Annotated in this window: 22 protein-coding genes; 12 read left to right on the top strand and 10 right to left on the bottom strand. The window is 42.9% G+C overall.

Annotated elements, in window-relative coordinates; all coding sequences use genetic code 11:
* Window positions 1-69: 69 nt before the first annotated feature.
* Window positions 70-558, bottom strand: a complete 489-nt coding sequence (locus VJY63_RS06415; RefSeq protein WP_324049158.1) for a CinA family protein — start codon at window positions 556-558, stop codon at window positions 70-72.
* 92 nt (window positions 559-650) lie between these two features.
* Here VJY63_RS06415 and VJY63_RS06420 point away from each other — a divergent pair, with 92 nt between their 5' ends.
* The 9 genes from VJY63_RS06420 to VJY63_RS06460 all read left to right on the top strand — a co-directional run bounded on the left by VJY63_RS06420 (window position 651) and on the right by VJY63_RS06460 (window position 10560).
* Window positions 651-1643 (top strand): bile acid:sodium symporter family protein, encoded by a 993-nt coding sequence (locus tag VJY63_RS06420; protein WP_324049160.1) that lies wholly within the window; start codon window positions 651-653, stop codon window positions 1641-1643.
* Between the two features lie 119 nt (window positions 1644-1762).
* The gene (mutS, locus tag VJY63_RS06425; protein WP_324049316.1) at window positions 1763-4387 is read left to right on the top strand and encodes a DNA mismatch repair protein MutS; all 2625 of its coding nucleotides are present in this window, start codon (window positions 1763-1765) and stop codon (window positions 4385-4387) included.
* Window positions 4388-4430: 43 nt separating this feature from the next.
* The gene (fdxA, locus tag VJY63_RS06430; RefSeq protein WP_324049162.1) at window positions 4431-4754 is read left to right on the top strand and encodes a ferredoxin FdxA; all 324 of its coding nucleotides are present in this window, start codon (window positions 4431-4433) and stop codon (window positions 4752-4754) included.
* A gap of 40 nt (window positions 4755-4794) precedes the next feature.
* Entirely contained in the window at window positions 4795-5139 is a 345-nt protein-coding gene (locus VJY63_RS06435; protein WP_324049164.1) for a histidine triad nucleotide-binding protein, read from the top strand.
* Window positions 5140-5213: 74 nt separating this feature from the next.
* The gene (locus tag VJY63_RS06440; protein WP_324049165.1) at window positions 5214-6188 is read left to right on the top strand and encodes a bifunctional enoyl-CoA hydratase/phosphate acetyltransferase; all 975 of its coding nucleotides are present in this window, start codon (window positions 5214-5216) and stop codon (window positions 6186-6188) included.
* A gap of 3 nt (window positions 6189-6191) precedes the next feature.
* Window positions 6192-7433, top strand: a complete 1242-nt coding sequence (locus VJY63_RS06445; RefSeq protein ID WP_324049166.1) for an acetate/propionate family kinase — start codon at window positions 6192-6194, stop codon at window positions 7431-7433.
* Between the two features lie 30 nt (window positions 7434-7463).
* On the top strand, window positions 7464-8111 hold the full coding sequence (gene coq7, locus VJY63_RS06450) for a 2-polyprenyl-3-methyl-6-methoxy-1,4-benzoquinone monooxygenase (RefSeq protein WP_324049168.1): 648 nt from the start codon (window positions 7464-7466) through the stop codon (window positions 8109-8111).
* Between the two features lie 68 nt (window positions 8112-8179).
* On the top strand, window positions 8180-9277 hold the full coding sequence (nspC, locus tag VJY63_RS06455) for a carboxynorspermidine decarboxylase (RefSeq protein WP_324049171.1): 1098 nt from the start codon (window positions 8180-8182) through the stop codon (window positions 9275-9277).
* A 41-nt stretch (window positions 9278-9318) separates the two neighbouring features.
* Window positions 9319-10560 carry a saccharopine dehydrogenase family protein gene (locus VJY63_RS06460; RefSeq protein ID WP_324049173.1) on the top strand — a complete coding sequence of 414 codons (1242 nt, stop codon included), beginning with the start codon at window positions 9319-9321 and terminating at the stop codon, window positions 10558-10560.
* Between the two features lie 64 nt (window positions 10561-10624).
* On the opposite strand, the gene ppa is transcribed toward VJY63_RS06460, so the two are convergent.
* The gene (gene ppa, locus VJY63_RS06465; protein ID WP_324049175.1) at window positions 10625-11152 is read right to left on the bottom strand and encodes an inorganic diphosphatase; all 528 of its coding nucleotides are present in this window, start codon (window positions 11150-11152) and stop codon (window positions 10625-10627) included.
* 203 nt (window positions 11153-11355) lie between these two features.
* Here ppa and VJY63_RS06470 point away from each other — a divergent pair, with 203 nt between their 5' ends.
* Complete coding sequence (locus VJY63_RS06470) at window positions 11356-13068, top strand: serine/threonine-protein kinase (protein WP_324049177.1); 1713 nt, start codon at window positions 11356-11358, stop codon at window positions 13066-13068.
* A 2-nt stretch (window positions 13069-13070) separates the two neighbouring features.
* Here VJY63_RS06470 and VJY63_RS06475 read toward each other — a convergent pair whose 3' ends face one another.
* From VJY63_RS06475 to miaB, 6 genes are all read right to left on the bottom strand, one after another.
* A complete protein-coding gene (locus VJY63_RS06475) occupies window positions 13071-14624 on the bottom strand; it encodes a PAS domain-containing methyl-accepting chemotaxis protein (RefSeq protein ID WP_324049179.1) in 1554 nt (517 codons plus the stop codon).
* Between the two features lie 175 nt (window positions 14625-14799).
* A complete protein-coding gene (gene lnt / locus VJY63_RS06480) occupies window positions 14800-16317 on the bottom strand; it encodes an apolipoprotein N-acyltransferase (protein WP_324049181.1) in 1518 nt (505 codons plus the stop codon).
* A gap of 4 nt (window positions 16318-16321) precedes the next feature.
* Entirely contained in the window at window positions 16322-17200 is an 879-nt protein-coding gene (locus VJY63_RS06485) for an HlyC/CorC family transporter (RefSeq protein WP_324049182.1), read from the bottom strand.
* Window positions 17201-17217: 17 nt separating this feature from the next.
* On the bottom strand, window positions 17218-17709 hold the full coding sequence (gene ybeY / locus VJY63_RS06490; protein ID WP_324049184.1) for an rRNA maturation RNase YbeY: 492 nt from the start codon (window positions 17707-17709) through the stop codon (window positions 17218-17220).
* Window position 17710: 1 nt separating this feature from the next.
* A complete protein-coding gene (locus tag VJY63_RS06495; RefSeq protein ID WP_324049186.1) occupies window positions 17711-18724 on the bottom strand; it encodes a PhoH family protein in 1014 nt (337 codons plus the stop codon).
* A gap of 25 nt (window positions 18725-18749) precedes the next feature.
* Window positions 18750-20081 (bottom strand): tRNA (N6-isopentenyl adenosine(37)-C2)-methylthiotransferase MiaB, encoded by a 1332-nt coding sequence (gene miaB / locus VJY63_RS06500; protein ID WP_324049319.1) that lies wholly within the window; start codon window positions 20079-20081, stop codon window positions 18750-18752.
* Window positions 20082-20258: 177 nt separating this feature from the next.
* On the opposite strand from miaB, the gene VJY63_RS06505 reads away from it, so the two are divergent.
* Window positions 20259-20939: a hypothetical protein gene (locus tag VJY63_RS06505; protein ID WP_324049188.1), complete on the top strand. Its 681-nt coding sequence runs from the start codon at window positions 20259-20261 to the stop codon at window positions 20937-20939.
* Window positions 20940-20942: 3 nt separating this feature from the next.
* Here the strand turns inward: VJY63_RS06505 and VJY63_RS06510 are convergent, their stop codons facing one another.
* Window positions 20943-23015, bottom strand: a complete 2073-nt coding sequence (locus tag VJY63_RS06510) for a carboxy terminal-processing peptidase (RefSeq protein WP_324049190.1) — start codon at window positions 23013-23015, stop codon at window positions 20943-20945.
* Between the two features lie 173 nt (window positions 23016-23188).
* On the opposite strand from VJY63_RS06510, the gene VJY63_RS06515 reads away from it, so the two are divergent.
* Window positions 23189-24517, top strand: coding sequence for a M18 family aminopeptidase (locus VJY63_RS06515; RefSeq protein ID WP_422655639.1), 1329 nt, complete (start codon window positions 23189-23191; stop codon window positions 24515-24517).
* Between the two features lie 103 nt (window positions 24518-24620).
* Here the strand turns inward: VJY63_RS06515 and gloA are convergent, their stop codons facing one another.
* The gene (gloA, locus tag VJY63_RS06520) at window positions 24621-25028 is read right to left on the bottom strand and encodes a lactoylglutathione lyase (RefSeq protein ID WP_324049194.1); all 408 of its coding nucleotides are present in this window, start codon (window positions 25026-25028) and stop codon (window positions 24621-24623) included.
* Window position 25029 lies beyond the last annotated feature (1 nt).

The following is a 25029-nucleotide window of genomic DNA, read 5'->3' on the forward strand; positions in this document are numbered from 1 at the left end:
GTCTTACAAGCGATTAACTGTAAATTACTGTATAGGTTATCAGTATTTTTCTGTAAGGCAAGAATTCATTTAATGCGAACTTTCAAGCCATTCTAGCAAGCCTTGTAAAGCTTTATCTATACTGGCTTCACGTACATCCCTACGGTCGCCTATCAACTGTAAAACCTGTGTTTTTTGTTCAAAACTTGTACCCCAAGCAAACCAAATAGTACCGACAGGTTTTTCTGGGCTACCACCGCTAGGGCCTGCCACACCGCTAATGGCAACGGCTAGATTAGCCAAGCCTTTTTTACAAGCGCCTTTTACCATTGCCTTAACCACTGGCTCACTCACCGCACCATAGGTTTCTAAGCTAGTAGCAGAAACGTCTAAAAGCTGCTGTTTAGCTAGATTAGAATAGGTAACTAACCCACAGGTGAACCAAGCCGAACTACCCGCCACTTCGGTTAAAGCTTTAGCCACACCACCACCCGTACACGATTCAGCGGTGGCTAATTGAAGGTTAGCTGCTGTAGCTAATTCTGCAATTTTATTAATCATTGTAAGACGTGTCGGCATAATGACTCTCCCGTATACTTGCAGCTTAATTCTACAGCTTAGCTGCTGTTCTTAAAAATAACGAGTAACAATGACACCAAGGAAACCTTGTTATGTGGCAAGCCTTCAGGCGCATTTTTGATAATTACACGCTTTTATTATTAACCATGGTGCTCTTGGCAACCTTTGTTCCAGCGCAAGGCCAAGGTGAATTTATAATGACTTGGCTAACACGTTTTGCGGTTGGATTATTATTTTTCTTACACGGGGCGCGCTTATCTCGTCAGGCTATTTTGGCCGGTATCATGCACTGGCGGCTGCACGGCTTAGTATTTAGCTTTACTTTTCTAGCATTTCCACTATTAGGTTGGCTGTTGCAGCCTGTATTACGCCCCTTATTAGGCAACGAGTTGGCTATGGGAATGCTGTATTTGTGTGCTTTACCCGGCACGGTGCAATCAGCGATTGCCTTTACCGCCTTGGCAAGAGGGAACTTAGCGGCGGCAGTATGCAGTGCCTCAGCTTCTAGCCTTATCGGTATTTTAGTAACGCCCTTGTTAGTGTTAATTTTACTGAATTTAGATGCTACAGGCGCTGGATTCTCTTTTTTAGATACTTTAATTAGCATTAGCTTGCAGCTATTAGTGCCTTTTTTAGCAGGCCATTTATTGCGTCCTTGGATAGCCGACTGGATAGGCAAGCAGCGCAGCTGGTTAGGTAAGGTAGATCAAACCTCTATTTTACTGGTGGTTTATACCGCTTTCAGTGCTTCCGTAGTGGCTGGGTTATGGAAGGATGTGCCACTTGATAAGCTTTTATGGCTAACCTTGGCGTGCTGTGTGCTTTTAGCTTTGGTCTTATTTTTAACGACTTGGCTGGCACGCAGGTTTAGTTTTAATAAAGAAGATGAAATTACCATCGTATTTTGTGCCTCGAAAAAAAGCATGGCAACGGGCGTGCCCATGGCGCAAGTTTTATTCAGCGGCGCACTATTAGGGCCTATGTTATTGCCCCTGATGATCTTTCACCAAATACAGCTGATGGCCTGCGCTCAATTAGCCGCCCACTACGCCAAGCGCACAGCAGAAACCCTGTCAGAAAAATAGAAGAAAAAGCCTGAGCCTGTATTCGAACCCTTGGCTCGGGTATCATATTGACGCATTGGCTTTCTAGTAAACGGGAGTTTTAAGGCTTGAGTGACACAGACTTTTCTAACCATACGCCCATGATGCGGCAGTTTCTGACCATTAAGCGCGATTACCCTGACACGCTGTTGTTTTACCGCATGGGGGACTTTTACGAACTCTTTTTTGACGATGCCAAAGAAGGTGCGCGCCTGCTAGACATAACTTTAACGCAGCGGGGTGCTTCTGATGGTAAGCCCATTCCTATGGCCGGTATTCCCTACCATGCAGCAGAAGGTTATTTAGCCCGTTTAGTGAAAGCGGGTTTGTCGGTAGCCATTTGTGAGCAGGTCGGGCAAGCCGGTGAAGGTAAAGGGCCGGTTGAACGAAAAGTGGTTAGAGTTATAACACCTGGCACCTTAACTGATGAAGCCTTATTAGATGAACACCGTGATAATTTACTGGTGGCTATTTATCCATACGCAACAACAGCAGATCCAACACAGCTAATGTGGGGCGTTGCCAGTTTAGACCTTGCCAGCGGCCGTTTTGTGGTGGCAGAAATGATCGGCTATACACAATTAGAAACCACATTGGCACGTTTAGCACCGTCTGAATTATTGGTTGATGAACTTAGCTTATTCCCCGAACAATGGGCAAGCAGCGAATGGGCAAAGCTGCGTGGTTTACGCCGTTTACCGCCGTGGCAGTTCGACAAAAAAACGGCTGTACGTAAATTATGCGAACAATTTAGCGTAAAAGATTTGCGTGGCTTTGGTTGCGAAGCATTAAACCCAGCGTTAGCCGCCGCTGGTGCGCTGTTGCAATATGTACAAGAAACCCAAAAATCAGCACTGCCCCATTTACGTTCGCTAACCTTAGAAAAAGAAGACGAAGCGCTGCATTTAGATGCTGCCAGTCGCCGTAATTTAGAGCTAGACACTAACCTTTCTGGTGGTCAAACCCATACGCTAATGGCCGTTTTAGACACCACTGCAACCGCAATGGGTTCACGTTTATTGCGCCGTTGGCTGCACCGTCCGCTGCGTCAACAGTCTTTATTACAAGCGCGTCAAATTGCCTTGCAAGCATTACAGGCACGGTTATTTGAATTAACTTTATTCGACAGCTTAAAAAACATTGGTGATTTAGAACGCATTTTATCGCGCGTGGCACTGCGTTCAGCACGCCCCAGAGACATTGCACGCATCAAAGATGCCTTACTTAACCTGCCGCAACTTAAACAACAGCTAGACACGGTGCAGTCACCGTTATTACAAAGCCTTAATCAGCAGCTTGAACCATTGCCTAAATTAGCCGAACAACTGTCACGGGCAATGATTGACAACCCGCCGGTTATTATTCGTGAAGGTGGGGTGATTGCTGCGGGTTATGATGCCGAATTAGATGAGCTGCGTGACTTGCGTGAAAATGCGGGTGCTTTTTTATTAAAACTAGAAGAACAGGAAAAAGCACGCACGGGCTTATCTACGTTAAAAGTGGGCTATAACCGTGTGCATGGTTATTTTATTGAAATTAGCCGCGCTCAATCCGACAAAGCGCCGCTTGAATATCAGCGTCGCCAAACGCTTAAAAATGCAGAACGCTTTATTACGCCAGCATTAAAAGTTTTTGAAGATAAAGCTTTATCCAGCCAAAGCCGTGCGCTAAGCCGTGAAAAACAACTGTATGAAGCATTACTTGATACATTAAATGACTATTTAGCCAGTTTGCAACAAACCGCTGCTACTCTAGCAACAATTGATGTATTGCAGTGTTTGGCTGAACGTGCAGAAACGTTAAATTGGTGCGTGCCTAAGTTAAGCCAGCAAGAAGGTATTCAAATTCAAGCCGGTCGTCATCCCGTTGTTGAGCAAGTAGTTAGCAATCCTTTTATCGCTAATGACTTAAACTTTAACCCAACAACACGAATGTTAATGATTACTGGACCTAATATGGGTGGTAAATCAACCTTTATGCGCCAAATTGCGCTTATTATTTTATTGGCACATATAGGTTCAGCTGTACCTGCAAGCGCTGCTAAAATCGGCCCAATTGACCGAATTTTTACCCGTATTGGTGCATCCGATGACCTAGCTTCAGGGCGTTCAACTTTTATGGTGGAAATGACTGAAACAGCCAATATTTTGCACAATGCCACCGCACAAAGCTTAGTATTAATGGATGAAGTAGGGCGCGGTACTAGCACTTTTGATGGTTTATCTTTAGCTTGGGCAAGTGCTGAAGAATTGGCAGCATTGGGAGCCTGGACTTTATTTGCAACCCACTATTTTGAACTAACTCACTTAGCTGATAACTTAGCAGGGGTGGCAAATATTCATCTTTCTGCCAGCGAGCATGGCGATGAACTGGTGTTTATGCACAAGGTTAAAGCTGGGCCAGCTAATAAAAGTTATGGTTTACAAGTAGCGCGTTTAGCGGGTGTACCTAATAAAGTGATTAAACGGGCGCAGCAAAAACTTAATGAGTTAGAAGCATTAGAAAGCAGTAAGCTAAACAGCACCTTATTAAATAGCGATCAGATTAATGAGCCACGTAACGGTCAAGCTAATTTACCTTCTCACCTACCGCCCTTACAGGTGGATATGTTTGCTCTACAATCACACCCCTTAGTGGATGAATTTAAGACTATAATACCTGATGACTTAACGCCTAAGCAGGCGCTAGCATTACTTTACAGTCTTAAAGAGTTAGCTGAACATTAGCCGCTATTCACAACTAAAAACCATTAAAAATGAGGAGGCTTCGGTGGCCTTTGTAGTAACTGAAAACTGTATTCGCTGTAAATACACAGATTGCGTGGAAGTTTGTCCAGTTGACTGCTTTTACGAAGGGCCTAACTTTTTAGTTATTAACCCTGATGAATGCATTGATTGCGCTTTGTGCGAACCTGAATGCCCAGCAGAGGCTATTTTCTCTGAAGATGAGCTACCTGCTAATATGAAAAACTACCTTGAATTAAACGCTGAGCTGGCTGAAATTTGGCCCAATATTGCTGAACAGATTGATCCTTTACCTGAAGCAGCAGAATGGGATGGTAAAACAGACAAACTAAAATACCTTGAGCGATAAATACTAGATTAAGGTATCGCTATAAAATAGAGGTTATCCAATGCAAGATTGTATTTTTTGTAAAATTGCTAAGCATGAACTACCAGCAACGATTCTTTACGAAGACGATCAAGTGATTGCTTTTAATGATATTGACCCAAAAGCACCGCATCATCTACTAGTGATCCCTAAACGCCACATCACAACGTTAAATGATTTAGAAGAAGGCGATGAGGCTTTAGTAGGACGTTTGCAGGTAACTGCTGCAAAACTGGCTAAACAGCTAGGCTTTGCAGAAGCTGGCTACCGTGTTGTGATGAACTGTAATGAAGATGGTGGTCAAACAGTATGGCATATTCATATGCACGTATTGGCTGGCCGTAGCTTAAACTGGCCACCGGGTTGATTAACTCAAATCTGATTTAATTCAAACCAAAAGCCATTGCTGGATTTTTTAATACTTAAAGGAAAACTAGAACTATGAATGATGCAATCAAGAAGGTGTTAGCACCCCATGCCCCAAAAGATGAGGATGTAAAACACTTTCGTCTGGAATCTATTTTACAGCAAGCCAAGGATGCGCCGCCGGTTCCAACCGCTGTGGTTCACCCAACCGATGTAAATAGTCTGCAAGGTGCTATAGAAGCTGCTGAAGCCACGATTATTACTCCAATTCTAGTCGGTCCCGAGAAAAAAATTCGTGCCATTGCTAAAGAAGCGGGTTTAGATTTAAAAGATTACCGCATTGTTGATACCGAGCACAGCCACGAATCGGCTAATGTTGCTGCAAAAATGGCACAATGTGGTGAAGTTCACGCCTTAATGAAAGGCTCTTTAGGTACGTCTGAGCTACTTGGTGCGGTGGTTGCTAAAGAAAATGGCTTACGTACCGAGCGTCGTCTGTCACACATTTTTGTAATGGACGTGCCTAGTTATCACAAAACGCTATTTATTACTGATGCCGCGATTAATATTTCGCCCAATTTAATGGATAAGCGCGATATTCTACAAAATGCCATTGATTGCGCTCATGCCTTGGGTATTGATCTACCTAAAGCTGCCATTCTTTCAGCGGTTGAAAAAATCAAACCGAATATTCAGTCAACGCTTGATGCAGCAGCGCTTTGCAAAATGCTTGATCGTGGTCAAATTACCGGCGCGATTGTTGATGGCCCGTTAGCTTTTGATAATGCTATTTCTTTAGAAGCCGCTTTAGATAAAGGCATCAAATCGGAAGTTCCAGGTGATGTCGATATTCTAATGGCACCTGATTTAGAGTCTGGCAATATGTTTGCTAAACAACTTCAGTACCTAGCCAGCGCTAAAGCTGCCGGTATTGTTATGGGTGCGCGTGTGCCCATTATTTTGACTAGCCGTGCGGCTAAATCACTAGAGCGCTTGTCTTCTTGTGCAGTTGCAGTGATGGTTGCGCGTAAATTGGGTCGTCTGGAGTAAGCTATGTCTTCTGAAAAAACCGTGTCTGAAAAAACCAATATGGTGTTAATTATTAATGCCGGTTCTTCAAGTTTAAAGTGCTCTTTATTTGATGTACAAGGTAGCGAAATAACCCAGCATTTTCGCGTTAAAGTTGCTAATTTGTCTGGTCCTGCGCGTTTAGAAATTTATGACCATAGCGTTAACCCTGACGGTGTATTAGTTGACAAAGAAACGTTAAGTGCAGAGCAACTAGGCGTTGCTGATAAACAAGCCCATGCCAGCGCATTAAAAGTTGTGTTGCAGTGGATTGAGAAAAACACCCCCCATTTTAAAGTGGCTTGGATTGGTCATCGCGTTGTACACGGTGGTGATCGTTATGCTGAGCCGGTGGTGATTGATACAGACGTTTTAGCATTTTTAGAAACATTAATTCCGTTAGCACCATTGCACCAGCCTTACAACTTAAAGCTGATTCACCTGTGCCGTGAGTTTTTACCCAACAGCCCTCAAGTTGCGTGTTTTGATACGTCTTTCCATAGCACGACACCCGTTGTTGCGCGTGAATTTGCGATTCCTCAAAAACTGACCGAAGAAGGCATTCGTCGTTACGGTTTTCATGGTTTGTCTTATGAATACATTTACGACAAGCTAGAGCGTTTAGATGCTGACCTAGCGCAACAAAAACTATTGGTTGCCCATTTGGGCGCTGGCAGCTCTATGTGCGCGATTAATAAAGGCACCAGCCTAGCCTCAACGATGGGTTTTACGGCGGTTGAAGGCTTGCCTATGGGGACGCGCTCAGGTCAATTAGACCCAGGTGTCATGCTGTATTTAATGCAAGAAAAAGGCTGGAATGCAAAACAGCTAGAAAATTTCTTGTATAAAGAATGCGGTTGGTTTGGTGTATCCGGTGGCATTTCTTCCGATATGTTGACCCTGAAAAAATCAGACGATCCTTTAGCCAAAAAAGCCATTGATATTTTAGTTTATCGAATCATGCGTGAAACGGGTTCTTTAACAGCAGCTTTAGGTGGTTTAGATGTATTCGTATTCACCGGCGGTGTAGGCGAAAACGATGCCGATTTACGTGCTGCGGTGGTTAAACAAAATGCTTGGCTTGGCATGAAGTTAGACCCAGCACGTAATCAAGCAAACGAGTACCTGATTTCAGCTGATGATAGCCGAGTGAAGGTGTTTGCTATTCCAACTAATGAAGAAAAAATGATTGCTCGCCATACGTTAAAGCAGCTAGGTGTTGCTTAAATTTTGTAAGGCTTAAATCAGGAGGGTGGTATGTCTCTTCCCAGACAAGAAACCAAGGTTGATAAAGTAATCAGCCAGTTTGATGTACTTTTGCGTACTCTAGTGCCTAAAGCCGCTCAGCCTTATCGTCCTAATCCTGCGCTGGCGCATGAACAAGCCGATATGGATGAAGCAGAGCGACGTCATGCGGCTGGCTTAATGCGTATTAACCACACTGGCGAAGTGTGTGCTCAAGCACTTTATCAAGGTCAAGCTATGACGGCAAAACTGGAAGAAGTACGCGAGCAAATGACGCAGGCAGCACAGGAAGAGATCGACCACCTTGCTTGGTGTGACCAGCGCTTGCAAGAGCTAGACAGTCGCACCAGCCTGTTAAATCCGCTGTTTTACGGCTTATCTTTTGGGGTAGGTGCAGCAGCAGGTTTAGCCGGTGATAAATACAGCCTAGGTTTTGTTGCAGCAACTGAAGAACAAGTTTGTAAACACCTAGAAGAACATTTTGAGTCTTTACCCATTCAAGATGACCGTTCTCGCGCTATTTTACGCCAAATGCATGAAGATGAGGCGCAACACGCTGACTGGGCATTAGGTGCTGGCGGTGTAGCATTTCCTATGCCTGTAAAAAAAGTCATGGCTTTACTGTCCAAAGTGATGACTAAAAGTGTATATCGTATATAATCGCGCGTTTTGCTAACACTAAACTTAACCCCAGCTCTAAACAGCTGGGGTTAAGTATGAGGCTTGCGATGCTTAAAACGCCCTATTACTTAATCGATAAAAGCCTGCTGCTAAAGAACATGGAGAAAATTGCCTATGTTCGTAAGCAATCAGGTGCTAAAGCGCTGCTGGCGCTGAAATGTTTTGCCACTTGGTCAGTGTTTGACCTAATGCAAGCGTACATGGATGGCACAACCTCCTCTTCGCTTTATGAAGTAAAACTTGGCCGTGAAAAATTTGCCGGTGAAACCCACGCCTATAGCGTTGCTTATGCCGACGATGAAATAACAGAAGTGCTGCATAATAGCGACAAAATAATCTTTAACTCCATTAGCCAGTTACAGCGATTTGAAGCCGTTTCGCGTGAGCATACGCGTGGTTTACGTGTTAACCCAGGTGTTAGCACCTCAGAATTTGCCTTAGCTGATCCAGCCCGCCCTTTTAGTCGTTTAGGCGAACATGACCCTGCCAAAATTGCAGCGGTTATAGATAAAGTGTCTGGTTTTATGTTTCACAACAACTGTGAAAATAAAAGCTTTGCACGCTTTGATGAAATGCTTACCGGCATAGAAACCCGTTTTGGGGAATTATTAAACCAAGTAGAATGGGTAAGTTTAGGTGGTGGCATTCACTTTACGGGTGACGATTATCCGTTAGATGCTTTTTGCCAACGCTTAAAAAACTTTGCTCAAACTTGGGGTATACAGGTTTATTTAGAACCCGGTGAAGCAGCAATTACCAATACCACCACGCTAGAAGTTACTGTTTTAGACACGCTGTTTAATGGCAAGCACCTTGCCCTAGTCGACAGCTCTATTGAAGCGCATTTATTAGATTTACTTATTTACCGTGAAACAGCCAAACTACTGCCTAACCAAGGTGAGTATGAATACATGGTCTGTGGTAAATCATGTTTAGCGGGTGATATTTTTGGTGAATTTAAGTTTGCAAAACCTTTGCAAATAGGTGATCGCTTGTCTTTTCAAGACACAGCCGGTTATACCATGGTTAAGAAAAACTGGTTTAACGGTGTAAAAATGCCTGCCATTGCAATTAAACAACTGGATGGCAGTATTGAACTCGTTAAGGAGTTTAATTACGGCGACTTTGTGCAAGGGCTCTCCTGAGCCCTGCTTGAGTTGCATTAAAAGTGGAGTAAAGCCTAGAAATGAAAAAAAACGTTCTGATTATTGGTGCTGGAGGTGTCGCGCAGGTTGTCGCTCATAAATGTGCACAAAACAACGATATTCTTGGGCAATTAGCCTTGGCTTCACGCACGCTAGAAAAGTGTAAAGACATCGCTAAAAGTGTTGAAGAAAAAGGCAGTATGAAACTTGCTGGTGCTATTCAGTGTTATGCATTGGATGCTTTGGATGTGGCTGCTACCGTTGCTTTAATTCACGAAACCCAATCTCAGATTGTGATTAACCTAGGCTCAGCCTTTGTTAATATGGCCGTCCTTAGCGCTTGCCTAGAAACGGGTGCGGCTTACCTTGACACCGCTATCCATGAAGATCCCAGTAAAATTTGTGAAACACCACCTTGGTACGGCAATTATGAATGGAAGCGCAAAGCAGCCTGCGCTGAGAAGAAACTAACCGCCATTTTAGGTGTTGGCTTTGATCCAGGCGTAGTCAATGCTTATGCTGCTTTAGCAAAGCAAGATTACTTTGATGCCATTGACTCCATTGATATCATTGATATTAATGCAGGCAGCCACGGTCATTACTTTGCAACTAATTTTGATCCAGAAATTAACTTTCGTGAATTCACTGGGCAGGTTTGGTCTTGGCAAAATCACCAATGGACCAGCAACAAAATGTTTGAAGTAAAGCGTACCGATAATCTACCTTCAGTCGGTGAACAAACTAGCTACATGACAGGGCATGATGAAATTCATTCCTTATCTAAAAACCTAGATGTACCCAATATTCGCTTTTGGATGGGCTTTGGTGAACACTACATCAATGTGTTTACGGTGCTTAACAACCTAGGTTTATTATCCGAACAGCCTGTAACAACGGCTGAAGGTTTAGACGTTGTGCCGCTTAAAGTAGTTAAAGCAGTGCTGCCTAACCCAACTTCTTTAGCACCTAACTACACTGGCAAGACCTGCATTGGAAATCTAGTTAAGGGTATAAAAGACGGTAAAGAACGCGAAGTGTTTATTTATAACATCGCTGACCATAAAGACGCTTATAACGAGGTGGGTTCACAGGGTATTTCGTATACCGCTGGTGTTCCGGCTGTTGCAGCAGCAATTTTGGTTGCCCAAGGCACTTGGGACGTAGAAAAGATGGTTAACGTGGAAGAACTCCCACCTTCGCCTTTTTTAAGCCTGCTAAATCAAATGGGTTTGCCTACCAGCATTCGTGATGAAGAAGGCGATCGCCCGCTAAGTTTTTCTTAATTAAAATAAAATGAAGTGATCCCCAGCATCGGGAGTCACTTCATTTTAACTAGCTAGGACTGAATTAAGCTTTGTAAGCTGCTTCAGATTTCAAAATAGCCGCGTGCGCGTCTGCTTTTGTTCCCCAGTTTTCTACTTTTACCCATTTACCTTCTTCAAGGTCTTTGTAATTTTCAAAGAAGTGAGCGATTTGACGACGTAACAATTCAGGCACATCATTAATGTCTTGAACATCGTTATAAATAGTCGTAAGTGATTGGTGAGGTACGGCAATCAGTTTTGCATCAGAACCTGATTCATCAACCATATTCAATACACCCACAGCACGGCAACGAATCACACTACCTGGTTCAACAGGATGGGGCGTGATTACTAGCACATCAAGTGCATCACCATCTTCACCCAGCGTTCTAGGGATATAACCATAGTTTGCTGGATAAAACATGGGTGTTGCCATAAAACGGTCGACGACTAATGCGTCCATATCCTTGTCAATTTCATATTTGACAGGCGAGTGATTAGCAGGAATTTCAATCACTACATTAATGTCTTCTGGAAGAGATTTACCAGCAGGAATCTTGTTATAGCTCATCAGCTTTAGACCCTAGTAAGAATTAGAATTAGAATTAAGAAAATGTTTAAGCGGTGTGATTATACGTTCCTTGTGGCGATAACTCCAACTTGTTGCAGTCCTTTCATACCAAGGGATAACAGTAATAAGCTTGAGAAGTAGGTTGCACAAGGAAGATACTGTTGATCTTAGAATAGTATTCACGTTGTTTAGGGTGTTTTCAGATGCAGTTGAGTGAATTAAAAGTAAGTTATGGGCAATCCTATCTAGCTCAAAATCAACAAAGCGCCCGCGCATCGATAGCAGTTGCCAGCCCAAAAGACTCTCAGCTAGCAGTAAAAGGTGTCGCAGCAGTGATCGCTGACTCTACTTGGCGTAATGTGATGGCTAAGCAAGCAAGTGAAATCAGTGTTCGGGGATTTATTGCCGATTACTACTCGACACCGGATAATTGGAACGTTAAAACTTCGGCAAAAAAAGTATTATCCGCTTTAAATAGCTGGCTTTTTGCACAAAATAGCAAACTGGCTAATGGCAGCTATATTAGCTCAATGAGCGCCTTGCTATTGCGTGGTCAACAAGCACACTTGTTTCATATGGGTGATACCCTAGTGTATCGCTTACGCGGTGCAGACTGCCAATTGCTTAATATTGAACATACCACTTTTTTAGGTGGTTATCGTTATCCTTCGCGTGCTATGGGTATGAATCCAAGTTTAGACATTGACTATTTGAATTTTTCAATCCGCCAAGGTGATTTATTTTTATTTACCACCCAAGCGGTAAAAGGCACATTGGTACCTTCAGATTTTGTACAACTAATTGGGCGGTTTTCAGAAGATTTGAATCTAACTTGTGATGAAATATTGAAGCGTGCTATAGAAAAAGCCAGTCGACGTGGCTATTCCAGCTATAATTTTTGCTTTCAATTATTAAGAGTGGATCAATTACCACAAATAGCTGAAGAAGCTTTAGGCGAAGTTTATTCTAATCTGCCTGTTCCACCAGAATTACAATCAGGTGATGAGCTCGATGGCTATCAAGTAATAAAAGTTTTATCACGCAGCGCCACTAGCCGTATTTATAAAGTATTTGATGCTGCAACAGATCGCCATTTAGTGCTAAAAGCACCTTCACCACAATTGGCTCGTAAAAAAGAATTTATTACCCACTTTATTATGCAGCAATGGGTAGTTGAACGGGTTTCATCACCTTATGTCGCAAGAGTAGTCGATTTATCACGGCCCCGTAAGCAACTGTATTATCTAATGGAATACGTTGAAGGTCGTACTTTGGAACAATGGTTAATAGATAACCCCGATGCAGATATTAAAGTACGTGTGGATTTAATTGAGCAAATAACCAAAGCCATTAGAGCGTTGCATCGACGCGAAATTTTACACCAAAACTTAACCCCACAAAACATTATGGTCGATCGACTTGGCGTTATTAAATTGGTTGATTTTGCGGCGTGTGGCGTAGTAAAAATGGCCGACTTACCCCCTTTGTTAACCCTAGCAAGAAGGGTTGGCTTAACGGCTTATTCCGCACCCGAATACCGTTTAGGGCAAGAACCTAATGAGCGTGCCGATCAATTTTCCATAGCTGCTCTGGCTTTTGAAATGCTCACTAAAAAACTACCTTATGCAGAACAATTAGAAGGACTTAGTTCTAAAGTTGATTTTTCAAACCTAGATTACGTACCTTCTTTTCAGATTAATCCTAACTTGCCGGTGTGGATAGATTTACCACTGCGTAAAGCTTTACAGCTTAATCCTGAATTGCGTTATCGCCGTTTATCTGAGTTTATTTATGATTTAAAAAAGCCGCGTGAAAGCCTGCTAGATGAATCCACAAATGAAATTAAACCCCTTAACTTTTGGAAAGGTTTTGCAGGCTTTTTATTGCTGTTGTTGCTACTTAGCTTATTTTATTAATACTACTTAAAGGCACGAATTGTGGATTGTAAGGCTTGGCTTTGACTGTTTAATTCTTGCAAAGCAGCATCAGCAAGCCTTGCACCGGCTAAGCTTGTACTGGCTTGTTGATTAATGGACAAGATACGTTGATCGATTTCTTCAGCAACATTGCGTTGTTGGCTAACCGCTGCAGCGACTTGCATTTCACGGTTTGCAATTTCATTAAAAGCATCTTTAATATCGGTGAACCGAGTCATTGCATCTAAAATCTGATTACGACTGTTGTCGACACTGGATTCATTATGATCCATGCGTTCCACCACTCGCTTAATCGTTATGCGAATGTGTTCTAGGGTTGTGTGAATATCTTCTGTAGAAGTGCGCGTACTGGCAGCTAATACTCTGACTTCATCGGCAACAACTGCAAAGCCACGCCCAGCCTCACCCGCGCGGGCTGCTTCAATTGCCGCGTTAAGTGCCAACAAGTTAGTTTGCTCAGAAATACCGGCAATTTGATCCATTACACGGTCAACTTCTGCACTAGCAAGGCTTAATTTATTCACTTCTTGTGACGTTTCATTCAGTTCAACGCAGATTTTCTCAATCGATTTTGCAGTCTTCTCAATGTCGCCATAAGCCGTTGTACACACAGCACATGAGCTATCTAAGTGGTCACTATTGGCAGCAATGTTATGATCTATTTCACGAATACTGGCCGACATTTCGTGAATGGCAGTAGCGATAAGTTCTAGGTCTTGTTCTTGCTGGTTCAGTGCTTGAGTATTACTAGAAACTTGATAATTCAGCTTATCCATAACACCATTAATCACATTTAAGGTGTCACTCATGCGTCCTAAAATAGTGCGTATTTGGGCACGGTAAGCATAGAAAGCTAATTCAGGCGCGGCGGTTTCGTTACGACGCTGCGTAAATATTTTTTGGGCCGTAGGGTTATTGATAATTTTTAAACTTAATTGATTAAGCTTACGTAGCGGTGACAAGCTAAACCAAGTAAAAGCTATCGCCAATAAAGGAATAAGGCTTAACCAAAGTAGGCTAAATTGTGGCATTAAATAATTAGCTACACCGCTTAATAAAGGTGCTAGTAAAGCTAGGGCAAGTAATTGACTATGAATAATGGGGCGAGAGCTTAGCGTCGATTTGCTTCCAGCTTGAATTTTTTTGTACGTTTTTTCAGCATACTGCTTTCTTGTTTCTGAGGGTCGAGTACGTACAGACTGATAACCACTTATTTTATCATCTAAGTAAATGGGTGTGGCATAGGCATCGACCCAATAGAAATCACCATTTTTGCAGCGGTTTTTAACTACGCCATACCAAGGTTCGCCTTTTTCTATCACACGCCACATTTCTTCAAACGCTAAAGGTGGCATGTCTGGGTGACGAACCACGTTATGGCTTTTGCCAACTAACTCTTCTAAATCAAAGCCACTAACGTTACAAAAATCTGGGTTAGCATAGGTAATAATGCCTTTTAAATTGGTCGTGGAAACAAGCTGTAGATCGGCGTCAAACTTACGTTCTTGTTGGGTAATGGGTAGGTTAGTTTTCAACTTAGGCAGTCCTTTTAGAAAGGTGTTCTAATCAGTACTTGTTAACTATATAAAAGAGTACTAATTTAAGCGCTGTATTATCGTTCACAACTGAACAATGTCAATTACTTAAGTGTTCTTTATGTAAAGTTAAGTTTTTTAAGAACGTTGGTGGCTGTGCCAGTATTTTGTTTTTTTAGTGCCTTTTTTTGCCAATGTTTTTTCTACCAACATTTTTTTGTAAATACCTTTGCCACTCAATTAAAAGCAAGCAGAATACCCAAAGCGGCAGGCTGCCAGTTAGCATAAAGGGTGTGTTGCCTTCACGGGGTTGAAGTTGGCCTTTTAAGTTGCCTGAAATAAATTGCGGCAGCTGATTAATCACTTGGCCTTGGTAATCAATCAGTGCAGTAATACCATTATTAGTGGCGCGTGCCATAGGGCGACCCGTTTCTAAGGCACGAAAACGTGCCATTTCAAAATGCTGCAGCGGGCCTATTGAAGCGCCAAACCAAGCATCATTAGACACAGTAACTAGCCAGTGGCTGTTAAAGGCTTGTTTAGCCACAAAATCAGGGTAAGCCACTTCATAGCAAATTAACGGCGCAACACGCGTATTAGCAACGATCAGGTTGGCAGGGTGTTCTGTGCCCGATAAAAAACTGGACATCGGCAAATCAAAAAAGTCGATTAAACCGCGCAGCTGTTGCTCAAAAGGCAGGTATTCACCAAAAGGCACCAGTTTTACCTTGTGGTAGTACCCTGAAGCATTGCCAGCAGTGTATAGGCTATTGTGATAATTTTTTTGGTTGGCTGCCAAGCTTATTGATCCAGCCATGAGTCCTGCTGTTGGACCTGCTTTTTCTAATGCGCCATCAAAAAAAGGTTGGGCACGGTTTGGCAATAAAGGCAAGGCTGTTTCTGGCCAGATAATCACATCAACTTCACCCAATGCATGGCTTAAACTTAAATACCTATTAATAATTTCGCTTTGTTTAGATGTATTCCATTTATCAGCTTGTTGGATATTACCTTGCACTAATCCTAGCGTAATCGGCTGACCATAAGTTTTTGTCCATTTTTTATTATTAAGGTAAGTACCAGCTAACGGTAAAGCGATTAATAAACTCATCACTAGGCCACGCTGCCAATGCACGGTATTAAGCCGTAGGCTGTAATAAAGAAGTAAACCACTTAAAACACTGATTGCTGATAAACCATAAACCCCTAGCACAGGAACCCAGCCACTGTAAGGCGTGGCTAAATGGCTAGTACCTAATAATAACCAAGGAAAACCTGTTAACAGCCAGCTGCGTAGGGCTTCCATTAATACCCACAGGGCAGGCCAACTAATCAGCGCTCTAGTCTGGCTTAACCAGCGTTGCCAAATAAATGCTTGCAATGCAAATAATAAAGCAAGGCTTGCGACAAAAGCCCAAGTCATACTGATGGCTATAAGCGTTGGTGTGCCGCTGTGTTCTTGAATGCTGACATAAACCCACGAAGCCCCCGAACCAAAAACCCCTACACCAAATAGCCAACCCCTTAAAATGGCTTGCTTATGGGTTAAGTCTTTAAGCAATAACCAAAAAGCTAAAGGGGCTAAAAAGCCCGCTAGCCAAAAGTTAAAGGGCGCAAAAGAAAGCGTAATTAGACCACCTGCTAGCAAGGCAAGTAGATGGCCAACAAGGGGTATTTTAACGCGCTTAAACAACAAATTAATCCTGATCTGGAAGTTCAGCGATTTCGTCGCTGTTTAATCGACGCACTTGTAACAGTCGAATACGGCGATTATCGGCATTAATAACGGTAAATTCAAAACTAGCGATAACAACGGCTTCACCGCGTCTGGGCAAGTGCCCAAATTTTTGCATTAAAATCCCACTGAGCGTATCGAACTCTTCATCACTAAAGTCACAATTAAAATAATCGTTAAAGTCTTCAATGGGCGTTAAAGCTTTAACTAAATAATTACCGGAATCAACAGGGCGAATATCCGCTTCTTCTTCTACGTCATGCTCATCTTCAATATCGCCTACAATTTCTTCAAGCACATCTTCAATAGTCACTAATCCAGCGGTACCACCGTACTCATCAACAACGATGGCCATGTGATTATGGGTTTCACGAAATTCACGCAGCATAGAATACAAACCTTTGTATTCGGGTACAAAAGCGACTTGGCGCAAGACCTGACGAATATCAAAACCTTCCATAGCCTCATGGTCAACAATCAATGGCAGTAAATCTTTGGCTAATAAAATACCCAATACTTCATCTGACGTTTCGCCTATCACAGGAAAGCGTGAATGCGCGGATTCTATTAGCCTAGACAAGAACTCACGGGGGTGTTGGTCAATTTTCACTACCGTCATGTGTGAGCGAGGTATCATCACATCACCCACTTGCATATCGCTAAGCTGTAGCGCACCTTCTATAATTGTTAAAGCTTCACTAGCAATTAACTGCCTTTCTGAGGCATCTTTAAGAAACTCTAACAACTCTAAACGGTTACGGGGTTCGGCAGAAAAAGCACCCAAAAGTTTATCAAACCAATTTTTGGAAGGTTGTAGTTGACTCGATCGGTCTTCGTTCATGGTATTTGTTAATCAACCTAGATTATTGCGATGTAAGGATTGTTGATGCCTAACTTAGCCAGTAATGCAATTTCTAAGTTTTCCATCAATTCGGCTTCTGGTTCTGTTTCATGGTCATAGCCTTGTAGGTGCAGCATACCGTGGATAACAAGGTGCGCCCAATGACTTAACACTGGCTTTTGTTGTTCTGCTGCTTCTTTTATTACCTTAGGCAAACAGATCACCAAGTCACCCAATAAACTTAACTCAGCTTCAGCGGGTAAATCAATGGGGCTTTCAAAGGGAAAGGATAAGACATTAGTCGGTTGGTTCTTGCCACGGTAGTCATTATTTAGCTGCTGACTTTCAGGGTTATCAACAATCCGAATGGTTACTTCAGGAGCTTTTGGTGATGACAGTTGCAAAGCTAAACAACACCAAGTGAATAACTGCTCTTCAGGAGGACAAAGTTCTGGCTGTTCTGTTGCTAGCTGTACATCTAACCATAAAGCAGGTTCATCAGTGTTCATGTTAAGACGATCGCCTTTTTTGTTGTTCAATTTCTGCCGCAGCTTCAGCAATATCGTAAGCTTCTACAATGCGCTGCACTAAAGGGTGACGGACGACATCACGGTTTTCAAAGCGCGTCATGCCAATGCCTGGTACATCTTTAAGTACCGTCATAACGTGCGTTAAGCCCGATGGCATACCTTTGGGTAAATCAATTTGGGTAATGTCGCCGGTAATGACTGCCGTTGTACCAAAGCCAATTCGCGTTAAAAACATTTTCATTTGTTCACGCGTGGTGTTTTGACTTTCATCTAAAATAACGTAAGCGTTGTTTAAAGTACGACCACGCATAAAAGCTAACGGCGCTACTTCAATCAAATTCTTTTCAATCATTTTAGCAACTTGTTCAAACCCTAGCATTTCATACAAGGCATCGTAAAGTGGACGCAAATAAGGGTCTATTTTTTGCGCTAAATCACCGGGCAAAAAACCTAACTTCTCACCCGCTTCCACCGCTGGACGCACCAGTAAAATACGTCTAATTTCATCTTTCATCAAAGCTTCAACAGCACAAGCAACGGCCAAATACGTTTTACCCGTTCCGGCAGGGCCAATACCAAAGTTAATATCGTGTCGGCGAATCGAGTCCACATAGCCCTGTTGGTTTGCGCCGCGTGCACGCACCTTTAATTTAGGAGTACGAATCGACGTAGGGGTAAATGTTTCGGTTACGCCCTCTTCTTCTAGCGCTGCCATGCCTGCTTCTTGTAAATGCAGGTGAACCGTTTCTAATTGTAAATCTTCGCTGGCGGTTTCTTTATACAGCTGCTCTAAAATAGCCGCTGCAACGTTAGTGCGTCTGGCCTCACCGCTGATTTCAAAATCATGCCCACGATTACGAAGGCTTACGCCCAAACGCTGTTCAATTAGCTTTAAATGGTCGTTATGTAAACCGCAAAGGCTTGCTAAACGGCTGCTGTTTAAAGGTTGTAACGAAAGCTGAATAATACGCTGTCCCGATAGAGCATCTTGCATCGAGTATATCCTTGATAACTATAATTTAATCCGCCAAACAACCGCGTAAAGAATTGGTGTAAACACCTTTAATAAGGACATCAACAAATTGCCCAATATAATCAGTGGGGTTGTCGCAGCTAACGTTAACAATGCGGTTATTTTCAGTACGGCCGGTAAACTGCCCAGGATCTTTGGTGGCTAAACCCGTCACTAAAATACGCTGCGTGCTGCCTAACATACGGCGGCTAATTTGCTGCGCTTGCTGAGTAATACGCGCTTGCAGCCTTGCTAAGCGTTCTTTCTTAACCGCTTCCGGTAGGTCATCAACCATATCTGCAGCAGGCGTTCCAGGGCGAGCGCTAAAAATAAAGGAATAAGAAATATCAAAACCAATTTCTTCGATTAAATCCATCGTTTGTTCAAAATCCGCTTCGGTTTCACCAGGAAAGCCAATGATAAAGTCAGAAGAAAAACAAATATCAGGGCGATTAGCACGAATACGCTGCATTTTATCCACGTACTCAGCGCGATTATGACCGCGTTTCATGGCGGTTAATATCGCATCTGAACCTGATTGTACGGGCAAGTGTAAATGGCTAACCAGCTTAGGCTCGTGTTTAAACACTTCAATAAGGCTGTCAGAAAACTCGACAGGATGTGAAGTGGTAAAACGAATTCGGTCAATGCCTTCAACGGCCGCAACGCAAGTAATTAACTCCGCTAAATCAATTTCATCGTCATCTTCATTTAAGCCATTGTAAGCATTAACATTTTGACCTAATAAATTAATTTCTCGAACACCTTGGTCGGCTAGCTGTTGCACTTCAAGCATGACATCAGCAAAAGGCCGTGAAACTTCTTCACCGCGTGTGTAAGGCACAACACAAAAAGTACAGTATTTAGAACAGCCTTCCATCACCGATAAATACGCCGTAACGCCTTCCACTTTGGGCGCAGGCAGATTATCAAATTTTTCGATTTCAGGAAAAGTAACATCAACCATTGGAATTTTAGTACTGCGTGTTGCATCTATCATTTCGGGGACACGGTGCAGCGTTTGTGGCCCAAACACCAAGTCAACAATCGGCGCACGCTTACGAATATTATCGCCTTCTTGACTAGCAACACAGCCACCCACGCCAATTAATAAGTCAGGGTTTTTAGCTTTTAATTTCTTCCATCGGCCTAATTGATGAAAAACCCTTTCTTGGGCTTTTTCACGAATCGAACAAGTATTGAGTAGAATAACGTCGGCTTCGTTTTCATCATCTGTTAATTCTAGCTGGTGGGAAACGCCCAATAAGTCTGCCATACGGGATGAATCGTATTCATTCATTTGGCAACCGTGCGTTTTTATAAACAATTTTTTGGTGATGGTGCTAGTTTCGGACATAAGAGGGAACAAGACCTTTAAAGTTTGATGATGGGAATTATACAGAGGGATGCCGCCTAAGTGCTAGTCAACAAGAAAGCATCGGTTTGCTATATTGGTAGTTGAGTTAGCAATGGATATGACTATTTTTTTATTTATTTTTTAAACTAGGAAAAAAACATGGATAAAGTCTATTGGGAAGACGTGTGGCGTAACGATAAACTGGGTTTTCATCAACCACAAGTCAATCGGCATTTACAGCGTTTTTGGCAAAGGTTAGAACTTACACCAGATAGCCGTGTTTTTGTGCCTTTATGCGGTAAAAGTTTAGATATGGATTGGTTATTGTCGGAAGGGCATGAAGTGATTGGTGCTGACTTATCAGAAAAAGCCCAACAAGAATACCTTATTACCCACGATGAGCCAGTACGTTACAACCAAGAACACCAGTTAAAATTTGCGTGGCAAGGGCGCTTATTATTTGTAGCAGGCGATATTTTGCACATGAAACCTGAAATGCTGCGTTCAGTGGACGCTGTATATGATCGCGCTGCGCTAGTGGCATTAACACCAGCAGCAAGGCAAAACTATGCTTTATTTTTAGCGCACAGTTTAAAACCGAGCGCAAAAATGCTGTTGATTACCCGCCAAGCACCTAAAGAACAACAGATGCCACCTTTTAACATTACGGCAGCAGAAGTTGATGCGTTGTATGCCAGCAATTTTAAAATCGAGCACTTATTAACCGAGCAGCGAGCCGATGGCATTATTGAAGAAGCTTTTTTATTAAAACGTAAAGTACCAGCCGGATTGATTCGCCTGCCCATAGAAGCAGGCGAGTCTCAAAAAGCTAGCACTTAAAAGCTAGCGTTGGCTGGTTTGTAGGTGTGAAAAATCAAGTAGAATACGCCCTGCTTCTTCAAGAATAGCCGTATCAATTGGCGTGATTTTCTTTTCAGCATGGTCTTCATCAAGCTCATCTTCTAACTTACTAAGTGGCGTTAAACCTAAACCTTGACGGCGACGGTTTTCTATTACTAGCTGTTCCGTCTGCTCTTTTTCTTTTTCTAACTTACGCTGAGTGCGATTCAAGCTAATCCCTGGTGAATCTTCATGGCGGCTTAGCCAATCTGACTGATCGGTTAAAAACTGAAAGTTAGGGTCGTTAGCAATACGTTCTTTATGGTTTGCTTTAAGCCGTGTTAACGCTTGTTCAACGATAGACTGGCGTGGTGGCAACACGGCTTTTACCTGATCCCAAGGTAGCGCATTAGGTGAGGCACTTTCACCCACTTGTTTAGTATCAAATAAAGGCGGGAAAAGAATATCAGGAACTATGCCACGGTGTTGGGTGCTGTCACCAGAAATGCGATAAAACTTAGCACGGGTAATTTTTAGCTGCCCATAACTTAAATCCATAATGGTTTGCACAGTACCTTTACCAAAGGATTGTTCGCCAATCACTAGCCCACGGCCATAATCTTGAATCGCACCAGCAAAAATTTCAGACGCTGAAGCTGACAAACGATTAATCACCACCGCTAATGGGCCGCTGTAGTGAATTTTGCCGCTGCTGTCGCCAAGAATATTCACCTTACCGTTAGCATCACGAATTTGCACCGTTGGCCCACGCGAGATAAACAAACCGACTAAATCATTGGCCTCTTGTAACGCACCGCCACCATTATTGCGTAGATCAATGACTAAGCCGTTAATATTTTCTTCTTGCAGCTCATCAATTAACCGTGCGACATCGCGGGTAGTGCTGCGATAATCTTTGCTATTGCTGCGTTGGCCTTCAAAATCCAGGTAAAAAGTAGGTATTTCAATAACCCCAATACGGCGCAATTCACCGTCTATCGTGGTTTTAATAACCTTTTTACTGGCGGCTTGGTCTTCTAATTGGACAGCATTGCGTTCAATTTGTACGATACGGTGATTAGTGCTGTCGGCGGCTTGCACTTCTAAACGTACAATCGAACCTTTAGGGCCGCGAATCAAGTCGACCACCTCGTCTAAACGCCAACCCACCACGTTTTCAATGGGTTCTTTTTTACCTTGACCCACACCTAAAATTTGATCACTCGGCTTTAATTGACCCTGTTTATCCGCTGGGCCACCGGCAACAAGGCTAACCACTTTAGTAAACTCATTATCGGTTTGCAGCATCGCACCAATACCGTCTAAAGAAAGCTTCATTTGAATACTAAAACTTTCACTGCGACGCGGCGAAAAGTAGTTGGTGTGTGGGTCAACGCTGGTAGTAAAAGCATTCATAAAGCCTTGAAAAATATCGTCACTATTGGTTTGCCGAATTCGATTTAGCTGATTTTCATAACGACGCACTAATAAATCGCGGGCTTCTTCAACACTTTTATCCGCATCCATTAAGCTTAATAGCTCATGTGTCATGCGCTGCTGCCAATAAGTATCCAGCTCAGCCGTTGTTGCTGGCCAATCAACTTTGCGGCGATCACCATAAAAACGCTGATTTTTTTCAAAACTAAAATGCGCTAATTGGTCTTTTAACTGCGTTAAATTATTTTCTAAGCGTTTAATGTGCAGTTGAGTCACTTGCAAAAAAAGCTCAAATGAATAATCTAAATCGCCTTTAACTAAAGCATTTTCTATTTTTAAAGTGTTGCTAAGAATGGTCTCTGCTTGTTTAGCCGTTAATAACGCTTTATTTGGATCAAGTTGCTTTAAGTAACTTTCTAGTGTTTGTTTTTCAAGTTCTTTATTTAAAGTGACGGTTGCAAAATGCTGACGGGTCATCGAGCGAGTAATCTCGCGGGCTACTTGACGGTGAGCCTCTGAAGGCTGTAATTCTTCAAGCGGTGTATACTGGCGCGTGGAAGTTTCTGCTGCACTAGCCAAAGGCATAAAGCCAAGGGTTAAAAAGCAGATCATCAAGCCACGCAGTAATTGCTTGTGCATCCGGTATTACTCCTAAAACAGTTTTTAAGCGATCAGCTTATAGTAAGGTATCAGCTATAGATTACAGGGTTTAGAATAAGTTTAATTTTCGGGTTAAAGCATACCGCATCGGGCTGGTGATAGCACAAAAAGTGACCAGCGATGATAAAAAAGCACCTAACAAAGTAACAACTATGACAGGTAATAAATCAGTGACTCAACAGCAAGCAGTATTTAATCAAGGTCTAATTAGCTTCTTACAATCTTCACCCAGTCCCGCTCACGCTGCCGCAACCATGGCGCATCAATTAGAAGCAGCAGGCTACCAAGCTTTAAATGAAGGTGATGAGTGGCAATTACAACCCGGTCAAGGCTATTGGTTAACACGTGGTGATCGTTCCTTGATTGCGTTTCGTTTAGGCGAACACGCCGTTGCTGAAAGTGGTGTGCGTATGATTGGCGCACATACTGACAGTCCTTGCTTAAAAGTAAAACCTAAAGCTGAACTGTTGCGTCATGGTTGTTTACAATTAGGGGTTGAAGTGTATGGCGGCGTGTTGTTGCACACTTGGTTTGACCGTGACCTTTCCTTAGCGGGGCAGGTTCATTTTCGTGACGAAGCCGGTCAATTAAAAGTAGCTTTGTTGAATATAGAAACACCCATTGCCATTATTCCTTCTTTGGCAATTCACCTAAACCGTGATGCCAATAAAAATTCAGAAGTCAATGCACAACTGCATTTGCCACCCATATTAGGCTTGAAAACAGGCGACAACCCAACGTTAGTTTTACGTAACTTAATTGCTGGTTGGTTACGCCGTGAAGGTCATGCAGTTAAAGAGGTCGTTGATTATGACTTGTGTTTTTATGACACTCAGCCACCGGCATTAATCGGTTTAGAGCAAGAATTTATTAGCGCGGCGCGTTTGGATAACTTGCTGTCTTGCTACACGGGTTTGCAAGCAATGTTAGCCGTCGATACACCACAACCCGCCACGTCTTTATTAGTGTGCAACGATCATGAGGAAGTGGGTAGCGCTTCAGCGATTGGTGCTGAAGGCCCATTTTTAGAAAGCGTGTTGCGGCGTTTAGCGGGTGAAGAACAGAAATATCAACGCATGATGGCGCGTTCGATGCTAATTTCTTGCGACAATGCTCACGCGTTGCACCCTAATTACGCAGATAAACACGATGAAAATCACGGTCCCAAATTAAACTTAGGCCCAGTGATTAAAATGAATGCCAATCAGCGTTATGCCACCAGCAGCGAAACCAGCGCATTATTTATTAGTTTTTGTGAAATGGCAAAAGTGCCTTATCAACGCTTTGTGGTTAGGTCGGATATGGGTTGCGGCAGCACTATTGGCCCAATTGCAGCCACTAAGTTAGGCGTAAGGGTTGTTGATGTTGGTGCGCCCCAATGGTCAATGCATTCCATTCGTGAAACAGCAGGCAGCAAAGACGCTTGGTATTTAGGCCAAGCGCTGCAAGCTTTTATTAGTAACTGGGATGGGCAAATTTAGTAGTAATTTACGAAAAAAGTACACCACCGCTATTGCTATGCCTAGAAAAAAAACACTGCGATAGCGCTGGTGCTTGTCGTGTAAAACACACCCTTTAGTTTGATTAACCTTCTAGGCCTTGGCCTGCACCTTTGCTGGCAATTAACTCTATTTTGTAACCATCGGGGTCTTCAACAAAAGCGATTTCAGTAGAGCCGCCTAATACAGGGCCAGGTTCACGAGTGATTTTAGCGCCAGCAGCACGTAATTTATCGCAACTGCTGTAAACGTCGTCGACCTCAATCGCAATGTGACCATAAGCTGTACCAAGATCGTATTGGTCGACATCCCAATTATGCGTTAACTCAATCACCGTATTATCGGCTTCTTCACCATAACCAACAAAGGCTAACGTATAACGGTACTCTGTATTTTTACTAGTGCGTAATAGTGTCATGCCCATGATTTGGGTATAAAAATGCAGCGATTTATCCAAATCTCTGACACGAAACATAGTATGTAAAAGTCGCATG

The organism is Marinospirillum sp., from assembly GCF_035271045.1.
In the GTDB taxonomy this organism is placed as follows: domain Bacteria; phylum Pseudomonadota; class Gammaproteobacteria; order Pseudomonadales; family Halomonadaceae; genus Marinospirillum.